Source organism: Pelodictyon luteolum DSM 273, assembly GCF_000012485.1.
GTDB lineage: Bacteria > Bacteroidota > Chlorobiia > Chlorobiales > Chlorobiaceae > Chlorobium > Chlorobium luteolum.
Genome location: NC_007512.1, coordinates 1,384,886 through 1,411,690, shown reverse-complemented (window position 1 = coordinate 1,411,690; position 26,805 = coordinate 1,384,886). Strand labels below are relative to the sequence as shown.

Annotated in this window: 20 protein-coding genes; 19 read left to right on the top strand and 1 reads right to left on the bottom strand. The window is 57.2% G+C overall.

The window, feature by feature from the left end; translation table 11 throughout:
• The first annotated feature begins 116 nt into the window (after positions 1 to 116).
• The 17 genes from PLUT_RS06485 (at position 117) to PLUT_RS06405 (ending at position 22,808) form a co-directional block, all read left to right on the top strand.
• The gene (locus PLUT_RS06485; RefSeq protein ID WP_011357981.1) at positions 117 to 1,196 is read left to right on the top strand and encodes a putative porin; all 1,080 of its coding nucleotides are present in this window, start codon (positions 117 to 119) and stop codon (positions 1,194 to 1,196) included.
• Positions 1,197 to 1,388: 192 nt separating this feature from the next.
• Entirely contained in the window at positions 1,389 to 2,204 is an 816-nt protein-coding gene (locus PLUT_RS06480) for a phosphate ABC transporter substrate-binding protein (RefSeq protein WP_011357980.1), read from the top strand.
• 153 nt (positions 2,205 to 2,357) lie between these two features.
• Positions 2,358 to 3,167 carry a phosphate ABC transporter substrate-binding protein gene (locus PLUT_RS06475; protein ID WP_041464121.1) on the top strand — a complete coding sequence of 270 codons (810 nt, stop codon included), beginning with the start codon at positions 2,358 to 2,360 and terminating at the stop codon, positions 3,165 to 3,167.
• Between the two features lie 213 nt (positions 3,168 to 3,380).
• Positions 3,381 to 4,544 (top strand): PstC family ABC transporter permease, encoded by a 1,164-nt coding sequence (locus PLUT_RS06470; RefSeq protein ID WP_011357978.1) that lies wholly within the window; start codon positions 3,381 to 3,383, stop codon positions 4,542 to 4,544.
• Positions 4,545 to 4,580: 36 nt separating this feature from the next.
• Positions 4,581 to 5,927, top strand: a complete 1,347-nt coding sequence (pstA, locus tag PLUT_RS06465) for a phosphate ABC transporter permease PstA (protein WP_011357977.1) — start codon at positions 4,581 to 4,583, stop codon at positions 5,925 to 5,927.
• Positions 5,928 to 5,933: 6 nt separating this feature from the next.
• Complete coding sequence (gene pstB / locus PLUT_RS06460) at positions 5,934 to 6,794, top strand: phosphate ABC transporter ATP-binding protein PstB (protein ID WP_011357976.1); 861 nt, start codon at positions 5,934 to 5,936, stop codon at positions 6,792 to 6,794.
• Between the two features lie 18 nt (positions 6,795 to 6,812).
• On the top strand, positions 6,813 to 7,499 hold the full coding sequence (gene phoU / locus PLUT_RS06455; RefSeq protein ID WP_011357975.1) for a phosphate signaling complex protein PhoU: 687 nt from the start codon (positions 6,813 to 6,815) through the stop codon (positions 7,497 to 7,499).
• Positions 7,500 to 7,674: 175 nt separating this feature from the next.
• Positions 7,675 to 8,406, top strand: a complete 732-nt coding sequence (locus PLUT_RS06450; RefSeq protein ID WP_011357974.1) for a PhoU domain-containing protein — start codon at positions 7,675 to 7,677, stop codon at positions 8,404 to 8,406.
• Between the two features lie 209 nt (positions 8,407 to 8,615).
• Positions 8,616 to 9,014, top strand: coding sequence for a DoxX-like family protein (locus PLUT_RS06445; RefSeq protein ID WP_041464120.1), 399 nt, complete (start codon positions 8,616 to 8,618; stop codon positions 9,012 to 9,014).
• Positions 9,014 to 10,315, top strand: a complete 1,302-nt coding sequence (locus tag PLUT_RS06440; RefSeq protein ID WP_011357972.1) for a hypothetical protein — start codon at positions 9,014 to 9,016, stop codon at positions 10,313 to 10,315. Before PLUT_RS06445 ends, PLUT_RS06440 begins: the two co-directional genes overlap by 1 nt.
• Positions 10,312 to 11,628 carry a pentapeptide repeat-containing protein gene (locus tag PLUT_RS06435; protein ID WP_011357971.1) on the top strand — a complete coding sequence of 439 codons (1,317 nt, stop codon included), beginning with the start codon at positions 10,312 to 10,314 and terminating at the stop codon, positions 11,626 to 11,628. Before PLUT_RS06440 ends, PLUT_RS06435 begins: the two co-directional genes overlap by 4 nt.
• Positions 11,629 to 11,706: 78 nt before the next feature.
• Positions 11,707 to 12,615, top strand: a complete 909-nt coding sequence (locus PLUT_RS06430) for a glycosyltransferase family 2 protein (RefSeq protein WP_011357970.1) — start codon at positions 11,707 to 11,709, stop codon at positions 12,613 to 12,615.
• Between the two features lie 59 nt (positions 12,616 to 12,674).
• Positions 12,675 to 16,328, top strand: coding sequence for a DUF3683 domain-containing protein (locus PLUT_RS06425; RefSeq protein ID WP_011357969.1), 3,654 nt, complete (start codon positions 12,675 to 12,677; stop codon positions 16,326 to 16,328).
• A 104-nt stretch (positions 16,329 to 16,432) separates the two neighbouring features.
• The gene (locus tag PLUT_RS06420) at positions 16,433 to 19,108 is read left to right on the top strand and encodes a cation-translocating P-type ATPase (RefSeq protein ID WP_011357968.1); all 2,676 of its coding nucleotides are present in this window, start codon (positions 16,433 to 16,435) and stop codon (positions 19,106 to 19,108) included.
• A gap of 107 nt (positions 19,109 to 19,215) precedes the next feature.
• Positions 19,216 to 20,196, top strand: coding sequence for a helix-turn-helix transcriptional regulator (locus tag PLUT_RS06415; RefSeq protein WP_011357967.1), 981 nt, complete (start codon positions 19,216 to 19,218; stop codon positions 20,194 to 20,196).
• 193 nt (positions 20,197 to 20,389) lie between these two features.
• Positions 20,390 to 22,126, top strand: coding sequence for an ATP-binding protein (locus PLUT_RS06410; protein WP_011357966.1), 1,737 nt, complete (start codon positions 20,390 to 20,392; stop codon positions 22,124 to 22,126).
• 10 nt (positions 22,127 to 22,136) lie between these two features.
• On the top strand, positions 22,137 to 22,808 hold the full coding sequence (locus PLUT_RS06405) for an HAD family hydrolase (protein ID WP_011357965.1): 672 nt from the start codon (positions 22,137 to 22,139) through the stop codon (positions 22,806 to 22,808).
• A 21-nt stretch (positions 22,809 to 22,829) separates the two neighbouring features.
• On the opposite strand, the gene PLUT_RS06400 is transcribed toward PLUT_RS06405, so the two are convergent.
• Positions 22,830 to 25,091: a heavy metal translocating P-type ATPase gene (locus PLUT_RS06400; RefSeq protein ID WP_041463847.1), complete on the bottom strand. Its 2,262-nt coding sequence runs from the start codon at positions 25,089 to 25,091 to the stop codon at positions 22,830 to 22,832.
• Positions 25,092 to 25,253: 162 nt separating this feature from the next.
• Here PLUT_RS06400 and trxA point away from each other — a divergent pair, with 162 nt between their 5' ends.
• Together trxA and PLUT_RS06390 are read left to right on the top strand one after the other, a co-directional pair.
• Entirely contained in the window at positions 25,254 to 26,060 is an 807-nt protein-coding gene (gene trxA, locus PLUT_RS06395; protein ID WP_011357963.1) for a thioredoxin, read from the top strand.
• A gap of 1 nt (position 26,061) precedes the next feature.
• Entirely contained in the window at positions 26,062 to 26,652 is a 591-nt protein-coding gene (locus PLUT_RS06390; protein ID WP_011357962.1) for a 5' nucleotidase, NT5C type, read from the top strand.
• Positions 26,653 to 26,805: the final 153 nt, after the last annotated feature.

Here is a 26,805-nt window from a genome sequence, read left to right as displayed (position 1 = left end):
GTTAACAATCTCTTTACAAAGCCTTAACAGTCCTGTAACACTGGAGGCCTAGATTATCAGCGCATGAAAAAAGAATCAATCATGCAACACATTACGCAAACCAACCAAACCATATCATGAAAAAAACAGCAATGTTAATCGGTCTGGCTGCCGTTCTCGGGTTCTCGAGCAACGCCCAGGCAGTAGACTGGAACTGGAAAGGGGATATCCGCTATCGTTATGAGTCTAGTTTGACTGATGATAATGTCAGCACGACTGATGATAATAGCCGTGACCGCCACCGTATTCGTGTCCGTTTTGGAACCGACATGTGGATTAACGAGGAGCTATCTGCTGGGTTGCAGCTCGCTACTGGAAACGACACAGATCCGGTTTCAAGGAACGAGACTCTAGATGACAGTTTTGCTGCGGACACCATCTTATTGAATGAGGCATATATCGATTATCATCCGATGTTCCTCAATGGTGATGTCAACTTGATTCTTGGTAAGAGGGCAACTAAGAGCACTCTTGCGGTTATAGACGATCTCATCTGGGACGGCGACGTTACAATTGAGGGAGCGACTGTGCAGTATGGGAAAGATGCCAAAGGAAAAGAGAAGGATGGTCTTTCACTCGTCGCTGGTTCATATTTCTATGATGAATCTTCCGTTGGCGATGATACCTACATTCTGGCCGCACAGGCATCCTACAAGGGTGAAGTCAGCAATTTAGGCTATCAGCTCGGAGCCTCTTACTATGGCTACGATAATATGCCCGATCCATCACTCGGATATGATATTATCGAGCTTTTTGGAAGTGTCGGAGGCAAGGTGTCTTCCCTACCCTGGAAGGTCTACGGTCAGTTTGCTACTAATATGGCTGAAAATAGCGATTTCAGTGGCATTACAGATTCGCGTAGGGATGGTATGCTTGTCGGCTTAAAGCTTGGTAAGGCAAAGAATCCCGGTCAGATTGAAGGATCGGTTGAGTATGTACAGCTTGAGGAGGACGCGGTAAATCCAGCCATGACTGACAGTGATCGTAATGGTGGTGGGACAAACTGTGAAGGCTTCAAAATTAGCAGCACATACCAGCTCATCCAGAATATGACGCTTGGTGCAACGTACTTTAACTTCAATAAGATTGATGGTACAGCTGCTCAGGTTGATGATACAAAGCACCTCTTCCAGCTTGACGCTGTCGTGAAGTTCTAATCACTTTGTGTGTTGTTCTTTCGTGTGTGGTGTTCTTTCTTCGTCAGGTTGTGTGGTTGGCCTGCAAGGCTGCTCCTGCTTTTCCGGCAGGACAGCCTTTTTTAAAGGATCTTCACGCTACCGGCGGAACAGAGCAGTCTCTCGTAATCTCTTTTATTTTCTTGTTTCCTAAACCAAATCACTTACTTAGACATGAAACTCTTCAGCAAAATCCTTATGGGTGCGGCTGTTTTCGGTATGATGGCTTCCGGTGACGCTTCTGCCGCCGGCAAGATCGTCATGGACGGCTCCACCACCGTCGGCCCGATTGCCAAGTCCTTCGCAGCATACTTCACCCGTACCACCGGTACCGATGTGACCGTCAGCGAATCCGGTTCCGGCAACGGTGCCAAGAGCATCATCAACAGCACCTGCGATATCGCCAACATGTCCCGCGCAATGAAAACCAACGAGATTGCTGCTGCAAAGGCAAAGGGCGTCAATCCTGTTGAGCACGTTGTCGCTCTTGACGGTATGGCTATTGTTGTGAACCCGAGCAACCGTGTGAAGAACCTTACCAAGACGCAGATCCGTGACATCTACTCCGGCAAGATCACCAACTGGAACCAGGTCGGCGGCCCGACTGCCGAGATCGTCAAGATCCAGCGTGAATCGAACAGCGGTACCCAGGACACCTTCAAGAGCCTCGTCATGGGCAAGGCAGCTCCGATCTCCAAGCGTGCAGAGACCCAGGCCAGCAACGGTGCTGTAAAGAGCCGTGTTGCCTCCACCCCTGCAGCCATCGGCTTCCTCGGCCTCGGCTTTGTTGATGGTTCTGTGAAGGCTGTGAGTGTTGAGGGTGTGGCTCCTACCGTTGCTTCGGTCAAGGACGGTACCTACCCGATCTCCCGCCCGCTCTTCATGTACACCAACGGTCAGCCGAAGGGCGCTGTGAAGCAGTTCATCGAGCTCAACCAGACCCCCGAGGGCATGCGCATGATCAGCGAACTTGGTTTCGTGAACCAGTAAGCTTCCACCCTGTGGTGGCGGCTTAGAGCGCTGCTGTTATGACGCCCTCCCGGTGCATTGCATCGGGGGGGCTTTTTTTATTTCAAGGGGGGCTTCTTTTTCCTACCTTTCTTCTTCTTGCACAGAGGGAACCAAATTGAACCGGAACATATGATGAAGAGGATGTTGATGCTGGCGCTGGCGGCGCTGATGCTTATGGGCACAGAGGTGTCTGCGGCAGGGAATGGGATTGTGATTGATGGTTCGACGACTGTCGGACCCATAGCGAAATCGTTTGCGGCATATTTCACGAAGCGCTACGGTGTTCCGGTCACCGTCAGCGAGTCGGGGAGCGGCAACGGTGCCAAAAGCCTCATCAACGGCGCCTGCGACATTGCAGCCATGTCGCGTGATATGAAAACACAGGAAATCGCTGCTGCAAGGAAAAAAGGTATTCAGCCGGTAGCGCATGTTGCCGCCCTTGACGGCATTGCCATCGTCGTTCATCCCTCGAACCCTGTCAGGGGTCTTACGAAGGCCCAGATCGCAGGGATCTATCAGGGACGCTATACCAACTGGCGCGAGGTCGGCGGACCGAATTCCCGCATCGTGGTGATCCAGCGTGAGTCGAACAGCGGCACCCAGGAGTCGTTCAAGACGCTCGTCACCGGCAAGGCTGTGCCTATCATGCCGAGGGCTGAGTCCCAGGCCAGCAACGGCGCCGTGAAGAGCCGTGTGTCGACGACACCCTCTGCGATCGGGTTCATCGGCATGGGATTTCTGGACTCCTCAGTCCGGGCGGTTCCTGTCGATGGGGTAAAGCCGAGCGTCGCGAGCATCCGCAGCGGTACCTACAAGCTGTCGCGCAAGCTCTATTTCTATACCAGCGGCCAGCCGACGGGTAGCATCAAACAGTTTCTCGCACTGCCCTCGACTGCTGACGGGCGGCGGATCATCAGTGAACTCGGCTTCATCAGCCAGTGATGTGACTTCAAGGGGACCACTGATCCATGCAGCTCAATACTTTTCATAAAGCCGGAATGCAACCCGATTCCGGCTTTTGTTGTTTTTTGGGCAGGCGTTGTTGCAAAGATGTAACACGTGCGCGTTTTTTTCTTTCGCTAAAGAGTATAGATTTGAGGCATTGAAATCAACGCACCAGCATCCGCCCCGTTACCTGAACCCAACCGTATCATCATGAGTGGAGACGTGAACAGAGACAGCAACCGTTCAGGCGCGTTCGTTGTCAGCGAAGGGAGGCGGAAAATGCAGAAAGCCGCCAGGACTGCAGGAGAATCCATTCTGCTTCTCATTGCCTCGTTTGTCGCCATCGTCGTTCTCTTCATTTTCTATTTCGTCGCCGTCGATGCCGTTCCCTATTTCCAGCAGAGAGGATTCGCTGAATTCTTCACCAGCAGCAACTGGTACCCTGCAGGAGATCCCGGCGAGTTCGGCGCACTTGCCATCATCTACGGCACCGGCATGGTCACCCTCGGCTCGGCCCTCCTCGCTGTCCCGATGGGCATTGCCGCAGCGGTCTGCCTCAGCGACATCCTTCCTTTTTCGGTCCGCCAGTACGCCAAGCCGGTAATTGAGATGCTTGCGGCCATTCCTTCTGTCGCATTCGGTTTCTTTGCGCTCGTGATCCTCGCTCCGCTGCTCCAGACAAGCGGCGGACCCATGCTCATGTGGGTATGGTGGATCCTTGCAGGACCGTTCCTGCTGCTTGCCGTCATCGTTGGTTCCGACCTCCTGACTGCCGGTATTGAGGAACCGGTTCGCCGCAAGCGCTATGCAACCATGCTTCAGGTGCTCTTCACCCTTCTCGCCTTTCTCGTGCTCTACGTGGTGGGTTCGCAGCTCAACGGCATGCAGATCCTCACCGGCACCAACGCCCTCAACGTCTCCATCATCCTGAGCTTCATGGCGCTGCCGACGATCGTCAGTGTGGCGGAGGATTCCCTTCAGTCGGTAGGTCGCGAGCTCCGCGAAGGAAGCTACGCACTTGGCGCCACCCGGGCTGAAACACTCGTCAAAACAGTGCTTCCCGCCGCAAGCAGCGGCATTCTTGCCGCCGTCATTCTCGGCATCATGCGCTCGCTCGGCGAGACCATGGTGGTGTGGATGGCTTCCGGCAACTCTTCGCATATCCCCGATCCCTGGTACAACTACCTCGAGGCGGTCCGTACCCTGACGGCCACCATCGCCGGTGATATGGGCGAAGCAGACCAGGTGACCGGTTCGGCCCGCTATCATGTGCTGTTCGCCATGGGCCTCCTGCTCCTCGTCATCAGCTTCATAAGCAACCTCATCAGCGAGCGCATCGTCGTCCGCCAGAGGAAGATTCTTTCGGGTCAGTAAGAGCCTCAAGATTCCAATAATACCAAACAGGCAGTCATGAATCTCGGAACAAGGAAAATACTGGACCGTTCGTTCACCGCTCTCGGGATTGGTTCGATCGTCGTCATGGCCCTTGCGCTTCTGATTGTCATCACGCCGATCATCTACAACGGACTCGGCGCCGTGTTCTTCAAGGGAACGATCGAGCATCGCAAGCTCCTCTATAACGAGTTCCACCGCGGTGACGGGGCAGAGCTCGAGCGCGAAATCGCTGAAGTTGCCGTGTACCGGGACCAGGCGTACCGGATGCTTGCGGATTTCGAGCTTGAGCTTGAGGGTATGGATCCTGAAAAGGCCAGGGAGTACCGTATGCAGTACGGCCCGGTCAAGACCGCGCTCCAGACCCTGCTCGGTCCTCCGCCCGGCGATGATTCGGCCATCCTGACCCGTTTCCGTTACGGTCAGACCCGGTGGGAGAAGGCCGAGGAGAAACTCCACGCCCTGCTCTATGAGTCCAAGTGGGACTATTCAGATCCCGACGTTATGGCCAAGGAGTACTTCGTCCGCCGGGCCGAGTCGTTTGAGGGGACGAAACTTGCCCCGATGTTCGGTTTTGTCGAGAAAAACGCTGAAAAGATGCTGCTTCCTCGCTTCACCCTCTACTGGGGGTTCCTCACCGACTCATCGATAGATGCCCACATCTTCGGCGGCATATGGCCTGAAATCCAGGGTACCTTTTTCCTCGCCATCGGCGCCATGCTTTTCGCCTTTCCGCTTGGTGTTGTCGCGGCCATCTATTTCACCGAGTATGCCAAGGACGGCGTCTTCACCAGCATGCTGCGCAGTGCAAACAGCACCCTTGCCGGTGTACCGAGCATCGTGTTCGGTCTGTTCGGTCTGGCCTTCTTCATCAATACCCTGAACGTATCGGAATCCAAAAGCGTGCTTGCCGGTGCACTTACCCTTGCCATCATGATCCTGCCGACCATCATCAGGGCGGCTGAAGAGGCGATACTGGCGGTGCCGAAAACCTATAAAGAAGCTTCGCTCGGTCTGGGTTCCACAAAATGGAACACCATCGTTACCGTGATCCTGCCTGCAGCGCTTCCCGGCATCATCACCGGCGGCGTCATCAGTCTCGGCAGGGCGGCCGGCGAAACCGCTCCGATCATCTTCACCGCAGCGGTAAGTGTAGGTTCGGCCATCGGCATTGCCGATGTGCTTTCATCACCGACCCCGGCGCTGTCGTGGAATATCTACAACCTTGCCAGCGAACATGAGGCGGCGGCCGAAATCCGCCACGTGCAGTACGGCATGGTGCTTGCCCTTGTCAGCATCGTGCTCCTTCTGAACCTTTCGGCGGTACTGCTCAGAGCCCGCATATCCAAGAAATTAAAAGGCTGATTAACCATGCAAATGACAGCGGAAGAAAAGGAGATCTCCATGGACACCCCTGCAAAGACCGCAACGCGCGACATCTACATCCCTTCTGAACGAAAAAGCGTGAGCGGCGGAGGCAAGCCCCATGTCGTCGCCAAGGACTTCTCGATCTTTTACGGTGACTTCGAAGCCGTCAAAAAGGTCAACGCCGATATCCTCTCGAAATATGTGACGGCCATCATCGGACCGAGCGGCTGCGGAAAGAGCACGTTCCTGCGTGCCATCAACCGTATGAACGATCTTATTCCGAGCTGCCATACGACCGGTACCCTGCGTTTTGATGGAGAGGACATCTACGGCAAGCTCACCGACGAGGTGCTGCTTCGCAAGAAGATCGGCATGGTGTTCCAGAAGCCGAACCCGTTCCCGAAATCGATTTTTGACAATATCGCCTACGGCCCGCGTCTGCACGGCATGAACGACAAGAAGCAGCTGGCTGAAGTCGTCGAGAAGAGCCTCCGCAAGGCGGCACTCTGGGACGAGGTGAGCGACCGCCTTGAGCGCAACGCCCTCGGCCTCAGCGGTGGACAGCAGCAGCGGCTCTGCGTAGCCCGTACGCTGGCCGTCGAGCCCGAAATCCTTCTGCTCGACGAGCCGACCTCTGCTCTCGACCCCAAGGCCACAGCCAAGATCGAGGACCTCATCCAGGAGCTTCGCGGCAGCTATACGATCATGATCGTCACCCACAACATGCAGCAGGCTTCGCGTGTTTCAGACTACACCATGTTTTTCTATGAGGGCACGCTGGTCGAGCATGCCGGCACCTCGCAGCTCTTCACCAATCCGAGGGATAGGATGACTGAGGACTACATCACCGGAAGATTCAGCTAACGCAACCACTCACACGCCATGTCAGACAGACCGGTACACGAACATATCAGGGACCTTTCAGATGTCCTTGTCCATCTCTCGGAAAAGGTCCTTCAGAACTTCGACGACGCCCTTACAGCGATACGCAACCAGGATGAAGAGCAGGCCCGCGAAATCCGGCGCATCGACTTTGAGATCGATCTTGCCGAAGTCGGGCTTGAAGAGCGCTGCCTGGCGTTCCTTGCCCTCCAGCAGCCCGTTGCCCGGGACCTGCGCACGATCGTCACCATCATGAAGATCAACGACGATCTCGAGCGCATCGGCGACCTTGCCGTCCACATCATCGAGCGCATGCCGGACATCAAGCCCGACATGCTTGCCATGTTCGATTTCGATTCCATGGGCCGCCTTGCCGCCGACATGACCCGCAAGTCGATCGAGGCATTCATCAACAAGGACCGTTTCCTTGCCGACAAGGTCTGCGCCCTTGACGAAGAGATCGACAGCATCCACAGTGCCGTTTTCAAGAAGGTCGCTACCCTCATGAAAGACCCTGCCCTGAACGTCGATCAGCTGATCTCGCTCCTCAGCATCTCCCGCTACATCGAGCGCATGGCCGACCATGCCACCCGTATCGCCCATGAGGTCACCTACCTTGTGACGGGCGAGATCGTCCGGCACAGCGACATCTCCTATGAAAAGCTGATCCAGTCGCTGAAAGATTGAAGACCATGCTTCCACAGTGCAGTTCAAGCCCGGTTATCCGCCGGGCTTTTTTGCTGTTTTTTTCTTTGATTTAACCCCTCCCGACAGCTAAATTCAGTTTACAAGCGATATTCCGTTTTCTCTCGCTTTTTCTCGTACTCTTTCCCTTAATCATTAAGCATGGTGTCCGATCCTTATGGCCAGTCTGTTAGGAAAACTTTTCGGTGATTCCCCGAAAACTGCTGCAACCCCGAAAGCCTTCACCGTTCAGATCGATCCCCAGAAGTTCGGTCTTTCCATCAAACCCCAGGGTACTGTGCACGTGCAGCTTGAGTCCCTCAAGCAGAAGCTCACCAAGCTGTCCTCGAACGTGGAAAACAACCTGATGCTCAGCATCAGGGCTTCAACCAAGAAGAATACCGAACTGGCGGCCTCTGCCTTCAAGTTCGACGAAGAATATATCCAGAAGGGCAAGTTCGAGGTCGAGTATCTCACCCTTGCATACAGTGCGTTCCAGACCCTCGATACCGACCAGCTGAAGGGTGTCCGCGATGCCCGCATGATCCTGCAGGAACTGGAGAAAATGGCCCAGTTTGCCCTCAACATCGCCGAGAAGACGCCGTTTGTCGAGTTTTCGAATGTGCAGGAGCTCCATAAGGACGAATACGGCCTGAAACCAATGGGCGACATCACCGCTGAAATGATCAAGAAAGCGGTTGAAGCCTTTGTCAGCGGCAACTCGAAGCATGCCCGCGAAACCCTCGACATGATGCAGGAGATCCAGGGTCTTTACGACAAGGCTGTGGAGAAGCTGAAGTCGACGGTCAACGACCAGAACATCATCAGCCATACCGGGATCCTCTCGATCCTCGACCATGTCAGGGAGTGCGCCGTCATTTCCTGCTCCATTTCCAGCAATTTCTGCTGACCCGTTGACGGGTTGAAGGATACAGAGGAATGCACCGGCATATTGAAAAGCGAACTCCGGTTCGCTTTTTTATTGGATGCAGGCGCCTTGATTTTTTTGCTTGTGCTGAATTTTCAGAATCGTCACCGGGACTCTCGTATTTTGCAGGGATGCACACCATGAACAATCCGAACGACACCACGTCCACCAAGGCTAAGGGTTTTTCCCCGATGGCATTCATGTCCGCAGAGAGCAGTGTGCTCATCCTGTGCCGTGTGGCTCTGGCCTTTTCCTGGATCTACCAGGGGGCTGTGCCCAAACTCTACTGCATGAGCAGCGGGGAAGTCGAACTCCTCGGCCATATCATTCCCGTGTACCGGTGGGCTTGTATTGCGGTTTCCTGGATGGGAGCGGGGGAGATAGTTTTCGGTCTTTACCTCCTTGTGGCCCGCCGGAACTGGGTTTTCTGGTTCAATATCGTGACGTTGTGCATGCTGCTCCTCTTCGTCGGCATTTTCGAGCCCGGCATGCTGACCCTGCCGTTCAACCCCCTGACCCTGAATGTTGCACTCATAGCACTTTCGCTCATCGCCATCCTTGAACTGAACAACACAAAACGCCTCTTTTGATGCAGCCTACATCACACACTGAATCGACCGGCAGCGTTGCCAGACAGTTTCTCTACGTCACCATTTCAGTCATCACTGTCGCCGCCCTTCTCGGAGCCCTCGGCGCCGTTGCCGGCAGCCATTTCCTGAACCAGCTTCACCCGTACCTCTTTTTCATCGGGTTCGGCAACCTTGCCATCCTCATCTTCAACCGGTACCTGACTTCGGCCATCTATCCGGAGCTGAAGATCAGCCCCCCGAGGCAGCGGCGCTACATCTACGCCGTCCTGCTTTCCCTCGTTTCCATCACCGTGGCGGTATGGATGCAGTGGCCGCTCCTGAAAGCGCTGACCGGCCTGTTTCTCATGATCATCGTCATGGGCCCGCTCTACGAGATCTTCACCACGCTTTCCATCCCGAAGATCTGGAAGGACGTCTCGGTCCGGTACTATATCTTCGATGTCATCTTCCTGCTCAACGCAAACCTCGGTCTCTTCACCCTCGGCCTCAAGGAGGCGTTCCCGGAACAGGGCCTCATTCCGTTTTTCGTGACGCAGTCGGCCTATTTCCTCGGCTCCTCTTTCCCCCTCTCCATCAGCGTCATGGGGTTCCTCTATACCTATGCCTGGAAGCAGTCTCCGAAGCGTGAACTCATCACGCGTCTCTTCAGCCTCTGGTTCTATACGTTTGTCGGCGGGGTTCTGGTGTTCCTCATCGTCATCCTCATCGGTCACTATTTCGGGATGATGCTCGTCAGCCACGTTCTACTGTTCGGCGTCATGGCGATCCTCTGGGGCTTTGCAGCCTACCTCTACACCTTCTTCAAGAAGAACTTCCACCATCCGGCTCTGGCGTTCCTCTTCAGTGGACTTTCACTTCTCTTCGCCACAAGCGCATACGGCATCATGAACGTCTACTTCATCAAGGGCATCCCGTTCGGAGCGCATCCTCCCATCAGCCCGGATGCGATGTGGATCTACCATTCCCACACCCATGCCGCTCTGCTCGGCTGGATCACCTTCTCTTTCATCGGAATGATCTACATCGTCATCCCCGCCATCGTCAGGAAGGATTCTCTGGAGATGCTTCAGGAAGGCCAGGCCCTTTCCCGCCTGCTTTCATCTGCAGCAATGGACCGGGCGTTCATGCAGCTTACCGTGATGCTGGTTTCGGCGACGGGAGTTTTGCTGGCCTTTTTCATTGAGAATGCCGTTCTGCTCGGCCTGTCCGGGCTGGTGTTCGGGCTAGCTGTCCTCTTTCTTTCCTTCAACCTCCACAGGGAGCTTCATGCAGGCTCCGGAGACAACGGACCCTCAGCATGAACCCCATGTACACCATCAACGCCATGGGCTTTTCATTCCGGTACTTCCTGCCGCCGTCCCGCGTCCTGCCGTTTCTTTTTGGCGCATTGGTCATTCTCGGAAGTGCCGCACCGCTTGCTGCCGCTGATCAGTCTCTTCTTCTGAAGCTGCGCGAAGGCAGGCAGGCGTGGAACGCCATGCGGAGCCAGAGCGGCCCGGAGCATCCCGATCTTTCAGGCGCGGACCTCAAGGGCCGTAAACTGATGGAATACGATCTGCACGGTGCCGTTCTCCGGGGAGCCGATCTCAGCCAGACGAACCTGTCGGGTGCGGATTTGAAGGGGGCAGTGCTGGATTCAGTTACGGCCGTATCTTCGATCCTCTCCAGCGCCAACCTGCAGGGCGCCCGGCTGAACGGTGCGGATCTGGCGTCCGCCGTGCTCGATGGAGCGGATTGTACGGGTGCCGTCCTGGTTCGGGCCGACCTCCGGCTGTCCGACTGCACCGGTGCTGTGTTCCACGGAGCGGACCTGAAGGAGGTCCATTTCCGTGAAGCTCAGCTGAACGGTGCCGACCTTGGGAACGCTGACATCCGTGCTGCATATTTCTGGAGGGCGAACACCGACCGGATGAGGCTTCAAGGCGCAAGCGTGTCGGAAACAACCGTGCTTGATTCCGGCAGCTATGCGACGGCTCGTTGGGCAGTGGCCCATGGCGCCCTGTTCATCGCAGACATCCCCGCTCCGCCACCCGCCCGAACGGCTGTGGCCCCCGGCGTGTCGGCCGGAGAGACTGCCGCACCCGCAGCGTCATCTTCCGCTGCTGTTCCTCTCGTGGGGGCGCAGAGCGTGCGTCCCGAAAAGGCTCCCCGCAAGGGGATTGTGAACCTCTGGCAGCGCACCGGTCCCTTGAATGCACCCTATGACGCCATACAGTACGAGTCGCTGAAGAAGAATGTTACCCGGTGGAACCGGATGCGTCGTACTGAGAGTCCTGTTGCCATCAACCTCCGCGAAGCGGATTTCGCCGGCAAAAACCTCTTTGGGGCCGACCTTAGGGGCGCTGACCTGTCAGCGGCCGGTATGCGGCTTACGGACCTCGGGGATGCTGACCTGCGCGGCGCCGACCTTCGGGGTGCCGACCTTAGGGGGGCAACGCTTGCCGGAGCTGATCTCGGCGGCGCCGATCTTTGTGGCGCGAACCTCTGGAGGGCCAACATGAGCCGTACGAGGCTCAGCGGCGCCAGGGTTTCAGGGGCCACAGTGCTGGATTCAGGGAAAAAAGCGACTCCCGGATGGGCAGAGAAGCATGACGCGCGCTATATTGCAGACTAGCAGGACACACACAGCGTATCGATGAAGGCGGGGCGCCGTAATGAAGGCTCTGCCCATAAATGTATGGGAGGCAATGGTATGAACGGTTGCAACCGTCCAATGGTCACCGTGACTGTTCCGATGTACAACAATGCACGTTTTATCGGTGAAACAATCCGCTCGATACTTTCCCAGACGTACGAGGATTTTGAGCTGCTTATCTATGATGACAATTCAACGGACGAGTCGTTCGAAATAGCGGCGTCTTATGCCGATCCGCGCATCCGTCTTCAGCAGAACGAGCGAAACCTCGGTCCTGAAGCAAACTGGAACCGTGCCGTCAGCGAGGTGTCGGGTCGCTATGTGAAGCTGGTGTGCGGCGACGACATACTCTATCCCTCATGCCTGGAAAAACAGGTTGCTGCGTTCCGGGATCCCATGAACGAGGGCGTCAGCCTCGTCAGTGCCCAGCGGGCCATCATCGACTCCCACGGAAAGACGCTCATCAGCAAGGTGAACTTTCTGGACGAAGGGCGCAAGGGACCAGTCGAGGTGGTCCGCAAGATGGTGCGCATGGGTACCAATATCATCGGCGAACCGGTATCCGGCATGTTTCCCTCTGAAGCCATTCCTCGAACCCGCGGCTACAGCGCACGGGTGCCCTATACCACGGACCTTGATTTCTGGCTCCAGCTGCTCCAGCTCGGAGACCTGTACGTGATTGATGAACCGCTCTGTGCTTTCCGGATATCAGACGCCTCATGGTCCTCGCGGATCGGTGAGATGCGCCAGCAGCAGTTCCTGGCATTCATGGAGCAGGCGGCTTCCGACGTCCGGCATGAAGTTACCGATCTTGATCTTTTCATCGGCAGGATCAACTGTGCGGTCCAGTCGATGACCAGTATGATGGGATTCAAGCTGTTTGCAGGTTCCTCATCGGAAAAACGGACTCTCGCGGGAATGTTCCAGCTCGATATGGGAGAACGGGCTCGCGCTCTTCTGCCTTGAGGAATGGAATGCCTCCGGATTGTGTTATTTTTATTATTTACACCATGACCCCTGATTGAATGTTGACACGAGGCCAGAAATCCCAGAAATCGGCACAAAGCACACCGAGGGAGATTCCCTTCAATTACACTTCGGCTGGTGACCGTCAGGCCATTGCGTTCCTGCTCGGAGCCGATGTCGTCCGTATGCTCGACGAACTGCGTGAGCGCAGGGTGACGGGCCGTTCGGCGCGCCTTCTGATGAGCATCATTGGCGAAATCCTCATCCATCGCCGCAACCCCTATCTGTTCCAGGAACTGGTCGATTCGGCTGCACGGCGGCGCAGGCTGTTCGAGCGTGCGATGGCGGACCTCGAGGTCATTGCCGCATCGGCCAACGGCGAAACCCGCGTCACGGCGATCGTTGCCGCCGTTCAGGAAGAGGTTGAGCGGTTCCGTCGTGTGGTTGCCCTCACTCCCGATCTTCGCCGGAGGATGCGCCGTGAGCTTGGCGCAGTGGTCGGCGTGAAGAACGTACTCTTCGACCCGTTTTCCCTTGTTGCTCATGCGACGGATGCCACAGACTGGCGCCTGCATCTGCCTGTCGCAGTCGTCACGCCCGATCTCGAGCTGCAGGTGGCCCCGATTCTCACCGCCATTTCCAGCCTCGGGCTTCATGCCATTCCGCGCGGTGCAGGAACAGGCCTGACGGGTGGCGCGGTTCCGCTGCATTCCGGCTGCGTCATCGTCAACATGGAGAAGATGAACCACATCAAGGGGATCACCGCCCGTGAATTCGAGCTTGATGACGGCCAGATGCGCACCGCATCGGTCATTGAAGTGGAGGCAGGCGTTGTGACCGAAAAGGCCATGCACGAGGCCGATCACCATGGACTGGTGTTTGCGACCGATCCCACCAGCGAATGGTCCTGTACCATCGGTGGCAATATTTCTGAAAACGCCGGCGGCAAAATGGCGGTGCGCTGGGGCACATGCATAGATAATCTGCTTGAGTGGCGGATGGCCATGCCGACGGGAGAGAACATCACCGTCCGCAGAACCGACCACCGGCTTCGCAAGATTCTGCACGAAGATACCGTCGCCTTCGAGATCCGCGACGAATCAGACCGGAGGATCGACCGCATTGAGCTGCTCGGCACAGACATCCGGAAGAAAGGCCTCTGGAAGGACATCACCAACAAGGCTCTCGGCGGCGTGCCGGGGTTGCAGAAAGAGGGTACCGACGGGGTCATCACCTCGGCCGTGTTCGTGCTCTATCCAAAGTACCCGGTCAAGAAAACGCTCTGCCTGGAGTTTTTCGGACCCGATATGGACGAAGCAAGCCGGGTGATTGTCGAACTGTCGAAGATTTTCCCGCTGCCGGCCGAAGGCGGCGAGGCCCTGCTCGCCCTTGAGCATTTCGACGATGAGTACATCCGGGCGATTGACTATAAGGTGAAGGCCACAAGGCCGCAGACGCCGAAGGCGGTTCTGCTCATCGATATCGCGGGCAATACGGAGGAAGAGGCGGGCCGCGGGGTGGCGCGGGTGGAGGAACTTCTCAGCCGCCATCCCAACACCCTGATGTTCCTGGCGCGCGATGATGCCGCGGCCGAACGGTTCTGGGCCGACCGCAAGAAACTCGGCGCCATCGCCCGGCGTACCAATGCCTTCAAGCTCAATGAGGACATTGTCATCCCGCTCGAAGCTCTGGCAGAATTCGCGCGGTTCATCGACGGCCTGAACATCGAGGAGGAACGACACGCCCAGCTGCTTTTCATGGAGCGTGCACGCGATGTCCTCCAGGGGGCCAAGGTCGTTGAGGATGACGGGCAGTTTGCCGCCAAAGTCCCCGCAGGCCTCGATCTCTGCAGGCTTTTCGGCAACAGGATATCGGAAGCTTCCCTTGAGGATCTCCGTTCACTTGCAATCGTCGAAGAACTGGCCGGCGAGCTTGGCGAGCTCCTGCAGGGGTACCCTGATGTCCAGGAGGCGCTTGAAGAGAGATACCGCTATATCCGCGACCGGAGAATCGTGCTCGCAACCCACATGCATGCCGGTGACGGCAACGTGCATGTGAACGTGCCGGTGCTCTCGAACGACCGGCCAATGCTGGAGCGGGCAGACCGGGTCATTGACCGGGTGATGGAAAAGGTGGTCGAGCTCGGCGGCGTTGTGTCCGGTGAGCACGGCATCGGCGTCACCAAACTGAAATACCTCGACCCCTCGATCCTTGAGGAGCTTTCGCTGTACCGCAGGAAGGTTGACCCCAAAGGACTCATGAACCCCGGCAAGCTCGACGACCTCGAGCTCCTCAAGCATATTTTCACCCCCTCGTTCAATATGCTCGAGCTTGAGGCCCACATTCTGCAGCGGGCCCAGATCGAGTCGCTGTCACGGAAGGTCGACTACTGCATCCGCTGCGGAAAATGCAAGACGGACTGCTGTGTCTACTATCCTGCACGCGGGATGTTCTATCACCCGCGCAACAAGAACCTCGCCATCGGCTCGCTGATTGAGGCGCTGCTGTTCGATGCGCAGCGCGAGCGCTCGACCGATTTTGCCCTGCTCCGCTGGCTTGAGGAGGTTGCCGACCACTGCACTATCTGCCACAAGTGCCTCAAGCCCTGTCCTGTCGATATCGATACAGGAGACGTCTCCGTTCTTGAGCGTGAAATCCTTTCGGGTTGGGGCATCAAGCACTCCTCTCCGGTTACTGAAATGACCCTGAGCTATCTTGAAAGCCGCTCTCCGGCCTTCAACCAGCTGTTCCGCAAGAGTGTGCTCCAGATGGGAGGCGCCGCCCAGCGGGCAGGTACCCGCATCGTACGGCCCATTCAGCCCGAAAACGAGCCTCCGGCACTCTACCCGCTACGTATGCTCCGTTCGCCGGTGCCGAAGGTGCCTGCCGGGACCCTGCGCGACGTACTGCCCGAATGCGGCCCCGACCAGGTGCTCGTGTTCGAACCTGCCCGGGAAGCCACCTCCAGCGTCTTCTATTTCCCGGGGTGCGGTTCCGAGCGGCTCAACTCCACCATATCGATGGCGGCCATCCACCTCCTGCTCGAAGCGGGAGCCAGGGTAGTTATCCCCCCGCCGTTTCTCTGCTGCGGATTTCCTGCCCATGTCAATGCAAAAACCGATCAGTATTCCAGCATCGTGCTCCGCAACAGCGTGATGTTCAGCCAGATCAGGGAGATGTTCTCCTACATTGAATTCGATGCCTGTCTGGTGACCTGCGGCACATGCATGGAGGGACTGGACGCAATCGAGGCTGGCCGGCTCTTCGGCGGCAGAATCATTGACACCGCGGCCTGGCTGCAGGAGCAGGGAATGAGGCTTGAGGGCGGGGCGCGGGGACTCTACCACGCTCCCTGCCATGATTCACTGCACGGCAAGGCGCAGGAAGTCATTGCCGAAATCGGCGGGTTCGGTGCCATCACTCCGGTTCCGCATTGCTGTTCGGAGGCCGGCACTCTCTCTCTGTCTCGCCCCGACATCACCGATTCTATGCTCCAGCGCAAACGGGAGGCTATCGGCCAGGCCATGCATGGAGCGCCGGATGCCGTCATCCTGACCAACTGTCCATCCTGCGTCCAGGGACTCGGCCGCAACGTCGACATGGGACTCCGGGCCGAGCATCTTACCGTCGCCCTTGCCATAAAGCATTCGGGTCCTGACTGGATAGAGAAGTTCCGTCTTCAGGCCTCGAGGGCCGTGGCCGTAAACTTTTAAGCTCCAGGCTTCCGTTTAAAACATCTCTGGCGGTGTTTTTTCCTCCGTAGAGACATGCGCCCCTCAAGAAGGGGCGGGAAACCCGATCATCACGGGAGGGTCTCATGCATTCGGATTCCAGGGTACCATGGCACGCGCTTCCGGCCGATGAGGCCATGCGCCGGCTTGATTCCGGTCCGGACGGACTGACGCACGATGCCGTCCTTCTGCGCAAGCATAAGGAAGGGGCGAACATCATCCGCCCTGTCCGCCCCGTCCGTCCACTTTCCCTGCTCCTCCTTCAGTTCCGCAATGTACTCGTCATAACCCTCTTCATTGCAGCCGCTCTTTCGTTCCTGATCGGCGAGGGGCTTGAAGCGGCAACAATCGCCATTATCGTCCTTTTCGCCGTGGTGCTCGGTTTTGTCCAGGAGTACAGGGCGGAACAGGCTGTTGCTGCACTCAGGAAGATGGCGGCACCGATGGCCCGGGTCAGGCGGGGAGGCAGGGAGTCAACGCTTGACGCATCGGAACTTGTGTCTGGCGACATCATCATCCTTGATGCGGGTGACAGGGTGCCGGCCGACGCCCGCATTTTCTCTTCCTATGGCATGATTGTCGACGAGTCGCCCTTGACGGGGGAGTCTGAAGCGACGGAAAAATCAGCAGACTCCGTGTTTAGGGAGGAAGCCGTTCCGGGAGACAGGCTCAACATGGTGTTTGCCGGTACGACCATCCGTGCCGGACGGGGAGAGGCCGTGGTGACGGCAACCGGCATGCAGACTGAGTTCGGCAGGATTGCTTCGCTTCTCGGGGAGGTTCCTCCGGAGCGGACCCCGCTCCAGAAAAACCTTGACCGGGTGGGCATCCTTCTCTCAAGAGCTGCGCTTCTGATTGTTCTCTTCATCGTCGTTTCAGGGCTGCTGCACGGACGACCCTTCATGGAGATGGTGCTTTTCGGTATTGCCCTTGCCGTTGCGGTGGTCCCTGAGGCCCTTCCTGCTGTCGTCACGATTTCGCTCGCCCTCGGCGTACAGCGGATGGCCCGGCGAAACGCACTCATGCGCCGACTTCCTGTGGTTGAAACGCTCGGAAGCACAACGGTGATCTGTACCGACAAGACCGGTACCCTGACCCGCGATGAAATGACCGTCCGGAGGATCCGCCTCAGAGAGGGAGAGGTGCTCATCAGCGGCACCGGCTATCTGCCCGAGGGAACCCTCTCCGTTGCAGAGGGTTCCTTCATGCCCGATAAGGCTAAAGCGCTGCTTCTGGCGGCAGTGCTCTGCAACGACGCCGGTCTCGAGATGGACGGGGATGGCATCTGGACGGTTGCCGGGGATCCCACCGAAGGGGCTCTCGTCGTTGCAGCACGCAAGGCCGGCATTGATGAAAAGGCTGAAAGAAAGCGCTGTCCCCGCATCGGAGAAATCCCGTTTTCATCCGAAACAAGGCGGATGCTTACCCTGCACCGGATTGAGGGGAAGGGGCAGGTGTTCATGAAAGGGGCTCCGGAGGCGGTGCTCCGGAGCTGTTCAGCTGTGTCTATGGACGGTGCGTCAGTACCGTTCGATGATGCTTTGAAAACCCAGATGCAGGCGGCGGCTGACCTGTACGGAAGCAACGCCCTGCGGGTGCTCGGATTCGCCAGACGGGATGCAGAGGATTTTGAGGGTGCGGAAACCGGAATGACCTTTCTCGGCCTTGCAGCAATGATCGACCCTCCCCGTCCGGAAGCGGGGCCGGCTGTCCGCCGATGCATCGAGGCCGGCATACGTCCTGTGATGATTACCGGCGACCACCCTCTGACGGCTGCGGCGATTGCCAAGGAACTGGGCTTTCCCGGTGACGGGCGTGTGGTGAGCGGTGCGATGCTGAAGACGATGGATGAGGGTGCCCTTTGTGACGTTGCCGCCTCCGTTTCTGTGTTTGCTCGGGTCTCTCCCGAGCACAAGCTCCGCCTTGTCGAGGCATTGCAGAAAAACGGCGAAGTGGTCGCAATGACTGGAGATGGCGTTAATGACGCCCCGGCCCTGAAGCGGGCCGATATCGGCATCTCGATGGGCATCACCGGCACCGATGTCGCCCGGGAGGCCTCGGCCATGACCCTCACTGACGACAATTTCTCTTCAATCGTCGATGCCATCGAAGAGGGTCGGGGCATCTACGACAACATCCGCAAGTATCTGACCTACCTGCTCTCATCCAATATCGGGGAGCTCGGTCTCATTGTGGGCGCCATGCTGCTGGGTCTGCCGATGCCGCTTACTGCGGTGCAGATCCTCTATGTCAACCTGGCCACCGATGGCCTTCCTGCACTTGCTCTTGGCGTCGATCCCCCTGAAGAGGGCATCATGCGCCGTCCCCCTGCAGATCCGAAGACCGGCGTCTTCACACCTCCGCTCATGGCTCTCATGCTTGCCGGCGGTCTTTGGTCGACCCTCTGCAACCTCCTCCTGTTCACCTACGCGCTTCATACTGAGCGCTCTGTCGGGACAGCCATGACCATGACCTTCGTTTCGCTCGTCCTGATCGAGTTTTTCAAAGCCTATAATTTCCGTTCCCTCACAGCCTCGGTATTCCGCCGTCCGTTTGCCAACCGTTGGCTCAACCTTGCGGTGCTGTGGGAGTCCTGCATGTTTGCCGCAGTGCTTTTCGTGCCCCTCTTTGAAGGGCCGTTCGGCGTGGTCCGACTTGAGGGAAAAGATTGGATCCTGACGGTGCTTCCGGCTCTCTCCGTGCTTCCCGTGCTTGAACTGGTAAAGCTTTTTATACGCAAAAACCAGCCTGAAGCAGCCTGAAGAATCTGCCTACACAGTAAAAAACAGATAAATACTTTTACTTTCGCCTATTATTCGCCTATTTTAAACTATACTGTGACCGTTTCGTTATTGTTTTAATGTAGTACATGCCCATGAGACAGTTCCGGCCCCCGATGGTACGGATGCAGCATCTGGACCGCCTGCTCCGCAACAGCCGATATCCCAACTGTTCCGCCGTCGCCCGCTATTTCGACGTGTCGCCAAGAAGCATCCGGTCCGACATCCGCTACATGAAGGACATGCTCGGTGCCCCGATAGTCTATGACTCCCGGAGACGGGGGTTTGCCTATGAAGGGGCATGGCAGTTCCTTCCCGAGGTGCTTCTCGATCCCATGGAGGCCGAGGCACTTATGGCAACCAAGAAAGTAATCTCAGGGTATCACGGCACGCCCTGCCATGATGAGGTGAGCCGTGCACTCGACAAGGTGCTGCAGTATCTTCCCGGGGCCTGTGCCGACCGATCCGAGTCCGACATCCATTCCTTCGGCCGGTTTTCCGACCCGCTGGTCTCGATTGCCTGTTTCACTTCCATCGAGGACTCCCTCCGGCAACAGACGAAAATGAGGATCATCTACGATGACTCGTCAAGAAGCGGAGCTGCGACACAAAGCACCATTCATCCCTATCGCCTTCATTTTTCGCAGGTGCTCACCTCATGGTACCTCGTCGCATGGTGTGAGCTGAGTCAGGAGGTGCGCACCTTTGCTGTTTCAAGGATCAGCGAGGCAGTGCCGCTCGATGAAGTCTTCAGTCTTCAGGAAGGGTTTCCTTTGGGCCGATATCTTTCCGGAGCATTCGAGGATGTTCGCGAACCTCAGCTCGTAAAGGTTTCGCTCCGGTTTTCCCCGCATCACTCGCAGTGGATCAGGGAGAGAAAGTGGCATTCTTCCCAGGAGCTCGAAGAGCATGAGGATGGCTCACTCACTCTTTCTATGGAGATTCCTTCTCTGGAGGCCGTCATGCGCTGGGTGATGCGATACGGAGGAGAAGCCGAAGTGGTTGCCCCCGAAGAACTGAGGAACCGGGTGAAAGAGGAGATTGTGCGGATGGGCATGCTCTACCTGTGAATGCGGGCGGTTTGTCTTTCTTGAGCTGTTTCCATACATTGAACCAGTGGCCTTTCGGCGGTCCCCACTTGCCGCCAATGACTACACGGCCACAGAGACTATTCCTATTATGCATCAGGTTGGTTTTTCCGTGCAGGGTATGTGCAGAGTGTTCCATCATGAATTTCTCCCCCGCCAAAAAGGAGTTGTTGCCATGAGGAAGAACGCACGGTTGAAGGATGCGACTGTTGGCGGAGAGGAACTGCCCCGGCGCTTTGTTCATAATGCCGGCGGCCATGTGCGTTGCCAGAGCGGGCCGCAGTATGAAGACCCGCTCAGAGGTGTCTCCGGAATGCTTAAGGGGGCCAAGGAGGGCTTTCCCCTCATCGATACGGTCGGCGGAGAATCCTTTTTCCGTTTTCTCACTGAAAACAGCGGCGATGTCATCTGGCTATATGATTTCCGGCGTAACCGCTATGTGTATGCAAGTCCTTCCGTGTTCAGCCTGAGAGGATTCACCCCCGAGGAGATCTGTCGTCAATCGCTTTTCGATGCCCTCACCCCTGCCTCGGCACTTGTCGCCGCTGAGGAGATCCAGTCCCGCCTGACGGCGCTCCAACAGGGAGACATTACGGCCCGCTCGGCGGTCTGCGAGTTCGACCAGCTCTGCAAGGACGGTTCTGTGGTTCCCACAGAGGTGATGACGACGTTCCTTCAGGACGCAGACGGGAATCTGTCCGGCATCATCGGCGTTGCGCGGGACATACGGGAGCGGCGGAGGATCGAGGCGGAAAAAGAGCGGATGCATTCGCTCCTCGTCAAAGCGGGGAAGATGGAGTCGGTGAGCCGCATTGCCGGCGGCATCGCACATGATTTCAACAACAGCCTCCAGTCCATTCTCGGCCATGCCGACCTTATGCTCTCCCGACTTGGCCCCGCTTCGGAGCATGATGGGAGTCTGGAAGAGATCCGCCAGGCGGTGATGCACTGTGCAGAGCTGACCACAAGCCTTCTCTCATTCGCCCGCAAACGGGTTGTCGTTCCCAAAGTCATCGCATGTAATGATGCTATAGCCGGCGTACTGCAGTCAGTCAGACCGCTCTACGCCAGCGGAATCGAGATTTCCTTTACCTCTTGCAGTGAGCTCTGGCCGGTGAATATGGACCCGTCCCAGTTCGAAGAAATCATAGCCAACCTGCTTGACAATGCTGTTCTTGCGCTGGAGGGAGGCGGCAGGATCGACATCGTCACACGGAACGTTCCTATGGAAGGGCATACGCCTGACTCTATTGGCGAGATATCTCTGGACGATATGGTGCTTGTCGAAGTGTCCGATACGGGACACGGTATGGCGCCCGAAGTGCTCGAGCATGTTTTTGAGCCTTTCTTCTCGACCCGCAGCGGGGCATCCGGACTCGGTCTTTCGACGGTATACGGCATCGTCGAGCAGAGCGGGGGGTTCGTGAGTGTTGAGAGTACCCCTGGAAATGGCACCATCATGAAGCTCTTCCTTCCGCGTTCTTTCGAAATCACAGACGGCCCTGCAGGAGCGACTTCCGATGCATCGACCGGCTCGGTTTCCGCAGAGGATCTTACCATCCTGCTTGTTGACGATGAAGACGCTGTCCGCCATATCACACGCCGTTTTCTTGAGAGCATCGGCTTTCGGGTGCTCGATGCCGAAAACGCGGATGAGGCCCTCGCCAGAGCAGAGCAGCATCATGGAGAGATTGCCATGCTCCTCACCGACATGGTGATGCCCGGCATGAACGGCCGGGAACTGGCTGAAAAGCTTTCTCGGGCCCGTGCCGGGCTGAAGACTCTCTTCATGTCGGGATACGCGGCCGATGCATTTGCTGATGCCGAAGCGGGTGCGGAGCTGCACTTCCTCGGAAAACCATTTTCCCGGGACGCCTTGACCTCCAAAATCCGTGAAGTGCTTGAAGCGTGAGGAGTGCTCTATGAAGGAACTGCTGCTCCTTGACAACGACGGCCTGCTGCTGGATACGGAGCGTCTTTTTTTTGATGTGACAAAGGAGTTTTTCCGGGAATCGGGGCTGGAGATCACCGAAGCCTTATGGGCGAGGGAGTATCTCGGCAATGCCAAACGGAGCCTCCAGATCGCCATTGAGCTCGGCATGCAGGAGGATGATGCCGGCGACATGTTGCGCCGGCGCAACAGCCGCTACATGCGATGTCTTCAGGGTGAAGTTCCGGTCCGGCCCGGTGTGTCTGAAACACTCTCTTTTCTTTCTGGAAAAGTCCGTCTGGCCATGGTGACCGGCAGTCCACGCGACCAGGTGCTCATGATGCACCGTCATACCGGCCTGCTTGACCATTTCGAGCTGATCATAGCCGATGACGACGTAGAGCGGCCTAAACCGCACCCCGAACCCTACAGCAAAGCCCTCGAGACGCTTGGTGTCGACCCATGCCACGCTTTGGCGGTTGAAGACTCCCTGCGGGGCTTCAATTCCGCCCATGCAGCCGGCATTGACTGCGTCATCGTGCAAAACAGCCTCACCCGCCTGCAGCGCTTCAGCGGTGCTCTTGCTGTAGAGGATGAGTTTCTGGCCGTACTCCGCCATCTCGGATTGTCCTTATCGGTTCCAGTGCCCCCATGCGCTTCATGATCCCGCACTCTGCTTCACTCTTCAGCGGATTCTCATCCGTTTAAGCCAGAGCGAACTGGCAACCACTGATACACTGCTTCCCGCCATGGCCATGCCCGCAAAAGCAGGGTTGAGGAGCAGTCCGAACAGGGGGTAGAAGGCTCCTGCCGCAAGCGGTATGCCGACAATGTTGTAGAAGAATGCCCAGAACAGGTTCCGGCGCACCACCCGCAGTGTCGCACGCGCCAGCTGCACCGCTTCCGTGACCTTCATGATATCTCCTTTCAGGAGGGTGATGCCGGCAGCGGCAATGGCGATATCGGTGCCTGTGGCCATCGCAATGCCGGCGTCTGCCACGGCAAGGGCCGGGGCGTCGTTGATGCCGTCTCCCGCCATGGCAACCCTGCGGCCTTCGCGCTGGAGTTCCCTGATCCTCTCCGCCTTTTCTTCTGGCGGTACGCCTGCCATGACGGTATCGATGCCGGCCTGACGGGCAATCCACTCTGCAGCCTCCACCCGGTCCCCTGTCATCATGATGACCTTTACTCCCTGCCTCTTGAGCGCCTCCACTGCATCACGGGCGTTTTCCTTCATGGTGTCGGCAAGCGCAACCATTCCGACTGCGCTTCCCTCCACATCGACAATGGCAAGGGTTTTCCCCTCTGCCAGGAGTGACGAGGCTGAGGGCAGGGCGGATTCCTCCACCGTTGGCTTTCGCACCTGTACCCGTTTGCCCTCAAGAAGGGCGCTGACGCCGAACCCTTCCATTGACTTGAACTCCGGGCTTTCCAGCAGCTGAAGCTGCTGCTGTTCTGCTGCCTCGACGATTGCCCGGGCAAGAGGATGTTCAGAGAGGGCCTCCACGCTTGCCGCAAGCTGGAGGATATGCGACCGTTCCGGTTCAGCGTTGAGGGCAACGATGTCGGTGACTACCGGTCGGCCGGAGGTGAGGGTCCCGGTTTTGTCGAAGACCACGGTGTCTGCGGCAGCAAGCTTTTCTAGTGCCTCGGCATTTCTGACCAGGATGCCGTTTTCAGCACCCCTGCCGACTCCGACGATGATGGCAGTCGGTGTGGCAAGGCCAAGAGCGCAGGGGCAGGCGATCACCAGGATGCCGATGAAGCTGTTGATGGCCAGGGGGAGCGCTGCGGCGAACCCCATCGTGAGCGAGCCGATAAAGAGCCAGAGCAGGAGGGTGAGGAGCGCGAAGAGAAGCACGAGGGGAACGAAGACCGAAGCGACGCGGTCTGCCATGTTCTGTATCGGTGCCCTTGAGCCTTGGGCCTCCTCGACCATGGCGATGATTCTCGACAGCATGGTATTCGAACCCACCTGCATGGCGGTGAAGGTGAACGATCCCTGCTTGTTGATGGTGCCGCCGATTACCTCTTCCCCGGGTGCTTTGTCAACGGGGACCGGTTCGCCGGTTACCATTGATTCATCGATGGTTGCCGTGCCTTTGGCAATGATGCCGTCGACCGGGATGACGGCTCCCGGCTTCACACGCAGAAGGTTGCCGCGCCGGACCTCCGAAACCGGCACCGTCATCTCCGTTCCATCACGGACGATGATGGCCGATTTGGCCTGCAGGCCGATGAGCTTTTCGATGGCCTCACCCGTTTTCTGTTTAGCCCGGGCCTCGAGATATTTCCCGGAAAGGACGAAACCTATGATGATTACGGCAGTATCGAAATAGGTATGGGGATCGACCTGCAGGAACTCACGGACTGAGGGAAAAAGCGTTATGGCCGAGCTGTATGTGTAGGCGGCAAGGGTGCCGATGCCGATCAGGGTGTCCATGGTGGCGGCACGGTAACGGACAAAGGCCGAGACGCCTTTCAGGAAGGGTTTGCCGGGGCCGAAGAGGATGATGGTGGCAATGATCATCGCCACCGGGTTATAGATATCGTGCGGGAGCGGTCGGACCAGCATGCCGTAGAGCATCACGGCAACCATCAGAATAGCGGGAGGGAGGACCAGAAGCACCGTCCTCTTCATGGCCCTGAGGGACTTCAGTTTCTCCTCTCCTGCCTTCCGTTCTTCGGGTGCGCCAGCATGCGTTCTGTCGGTAGTTTCCATACCGGGCTCCGTCTCCTCTTCCATAAGCCGGTAGCCGAGCTTTTCAAGCTGACTGTTCATGGCTTCGAGCCGAGGGGCTCCGTCCGACAGTTCAACTGTCGCCTTTTCCGTTGCGAAGTTCACATCGGCACCCTCCACTCCCTCCATGGCAGTGAGTTTCTTCTGCACGATGTTTGCACAGCTTGCGCAGCTCATCCCCGTTACCCGGTATTTTTTTCTGCTCATTGCCTCTCTGTGGTTTATTTATTCATAGTAGCTCAAACGCAATACCCATGCCCGGGGTTCCATTGCTCATAACCGGCAGCTACTCATGCGGGGTGGCATAACTCAAAAATAAATGGTATCGTAACCCTACGATGTTTTTGCCACATATCCCCTCCTCAAGTTATGGCTGAGCCCGTTTCGTTTGATTTTCAGCGTGATGTCATAGATCGGAGCTATGATCTTCCGGTTCTTGTCGATTTCTGGGCTGAGTGGTGCGCGCCGTGCCGCATGCTGGCCCCTGTGCTCGAAAAACTTGCTGAAAGGCATATCGGAGGGTGGGTACTCGTGAAGGTCAACACCGAGGAGTACCCCGATATCGCTTCCCGGTATCAGATCCGCGGCATTCCTGCCGTGATGCTTTTTTCCGGAGGTGAGGTCCGGGACAGCTTCACCGGAGCGCTCGCGGAACACCAGATCGAGGAGTGGCTCCAGAAGGCCGTGCCGGGCCCTTATGCAAAAGAGGTTCTGCTGGCGGAAGAGTTCATACGGGAGGGAAAGCTCTCGATGGCACTTTCCGTACTTGAGGGCGTGATTGAAAGTGAACCCGGGAATCTGAAGGCTCTCTCGCTTCTGTTGAAACTCAAGCTTTTTTCCGCACCGGGGTATGTGCTCGCCCTTTCCCCGAAGCTGGATGCGGAGGTTGAGTACATGGAGCTCGCGGGTACCTTGAAGACGCTCTCCAGGCTTCTTGATGCCTCATTGTCGGCATTTCCTGAGGACGATCTCAGGGCGGACTATCTTGCAGCAATCGAGTGCTTGCGCCGTGAGGATTTCGACGGTGCGCTGAAAGGGTTCATTGATGTGCTCCGGCGGAATCGTGGCTATGATGACGATGGATCACGAACCGCCTGCATCGCCATCTTCCGTTTTCTCGGCGAGGAGCATGAGGTATCGATCCGTCACCGCAGGTCGTTCGACAGGGCGTTCTGAGATGAAGAGCCCCCGTGAAACAGTCATCGGCGTCGATCTGGACGGAGTCTGTGCCGATTTTTACCACCGCATGCGTCGTATCGCTTCGGAATGGCTGGAGCGGCCTCTCGATGAGCTTCCGGAGGAAGTCTCCTACGGACTTGACGAATGGGGCATCAGCGGCCCCGGGCAGTATGAAAGCCTGCACCGGTTTGCTGTCACCCAGCGCGAACTGTTCCGGACGATGCCGATGGTTCCCGGAGCCCGCCGCTACCTCCGCCTGCTTTCCGATGAAGGATACCGCATCCGCATCATCACCCACCGTCTCTTCATCCACTACTTCCATGCTTCGGCCGTGCAGCAGACGGTCGAGTGGCTCGACAGTCACGGCATTCCTTACTGGGATCTCTGTTTCATGAAGGTGAAGTCGCAAGTGGGTGCCGACATATACATCGAGGACAGCCCGGACAATATCCTGCAGCTCCGTGAAAGCGGCCTCTACACCATCTGCTTCTCCAACAGCACCAACCGACACATCTCCGCTCCGAAGGCCTCTTCGTGGGAGGAAGCCTACCGTCTCGTCAAAGAGCGGGAAAAAGAGCCACAGGGGTAGTCTTCTCTCAACCACATCTTCCCCGCAAAAGCCGGGATGTTAGATGCGGGAGTATTTACTTTCATTTTAATAAAGATCAACGCTTGTCTTACGAGTGTAAGTGCTCGACTTTACCGCGATTATGCTTTATGGCTGAAAAAATAATAGTACATT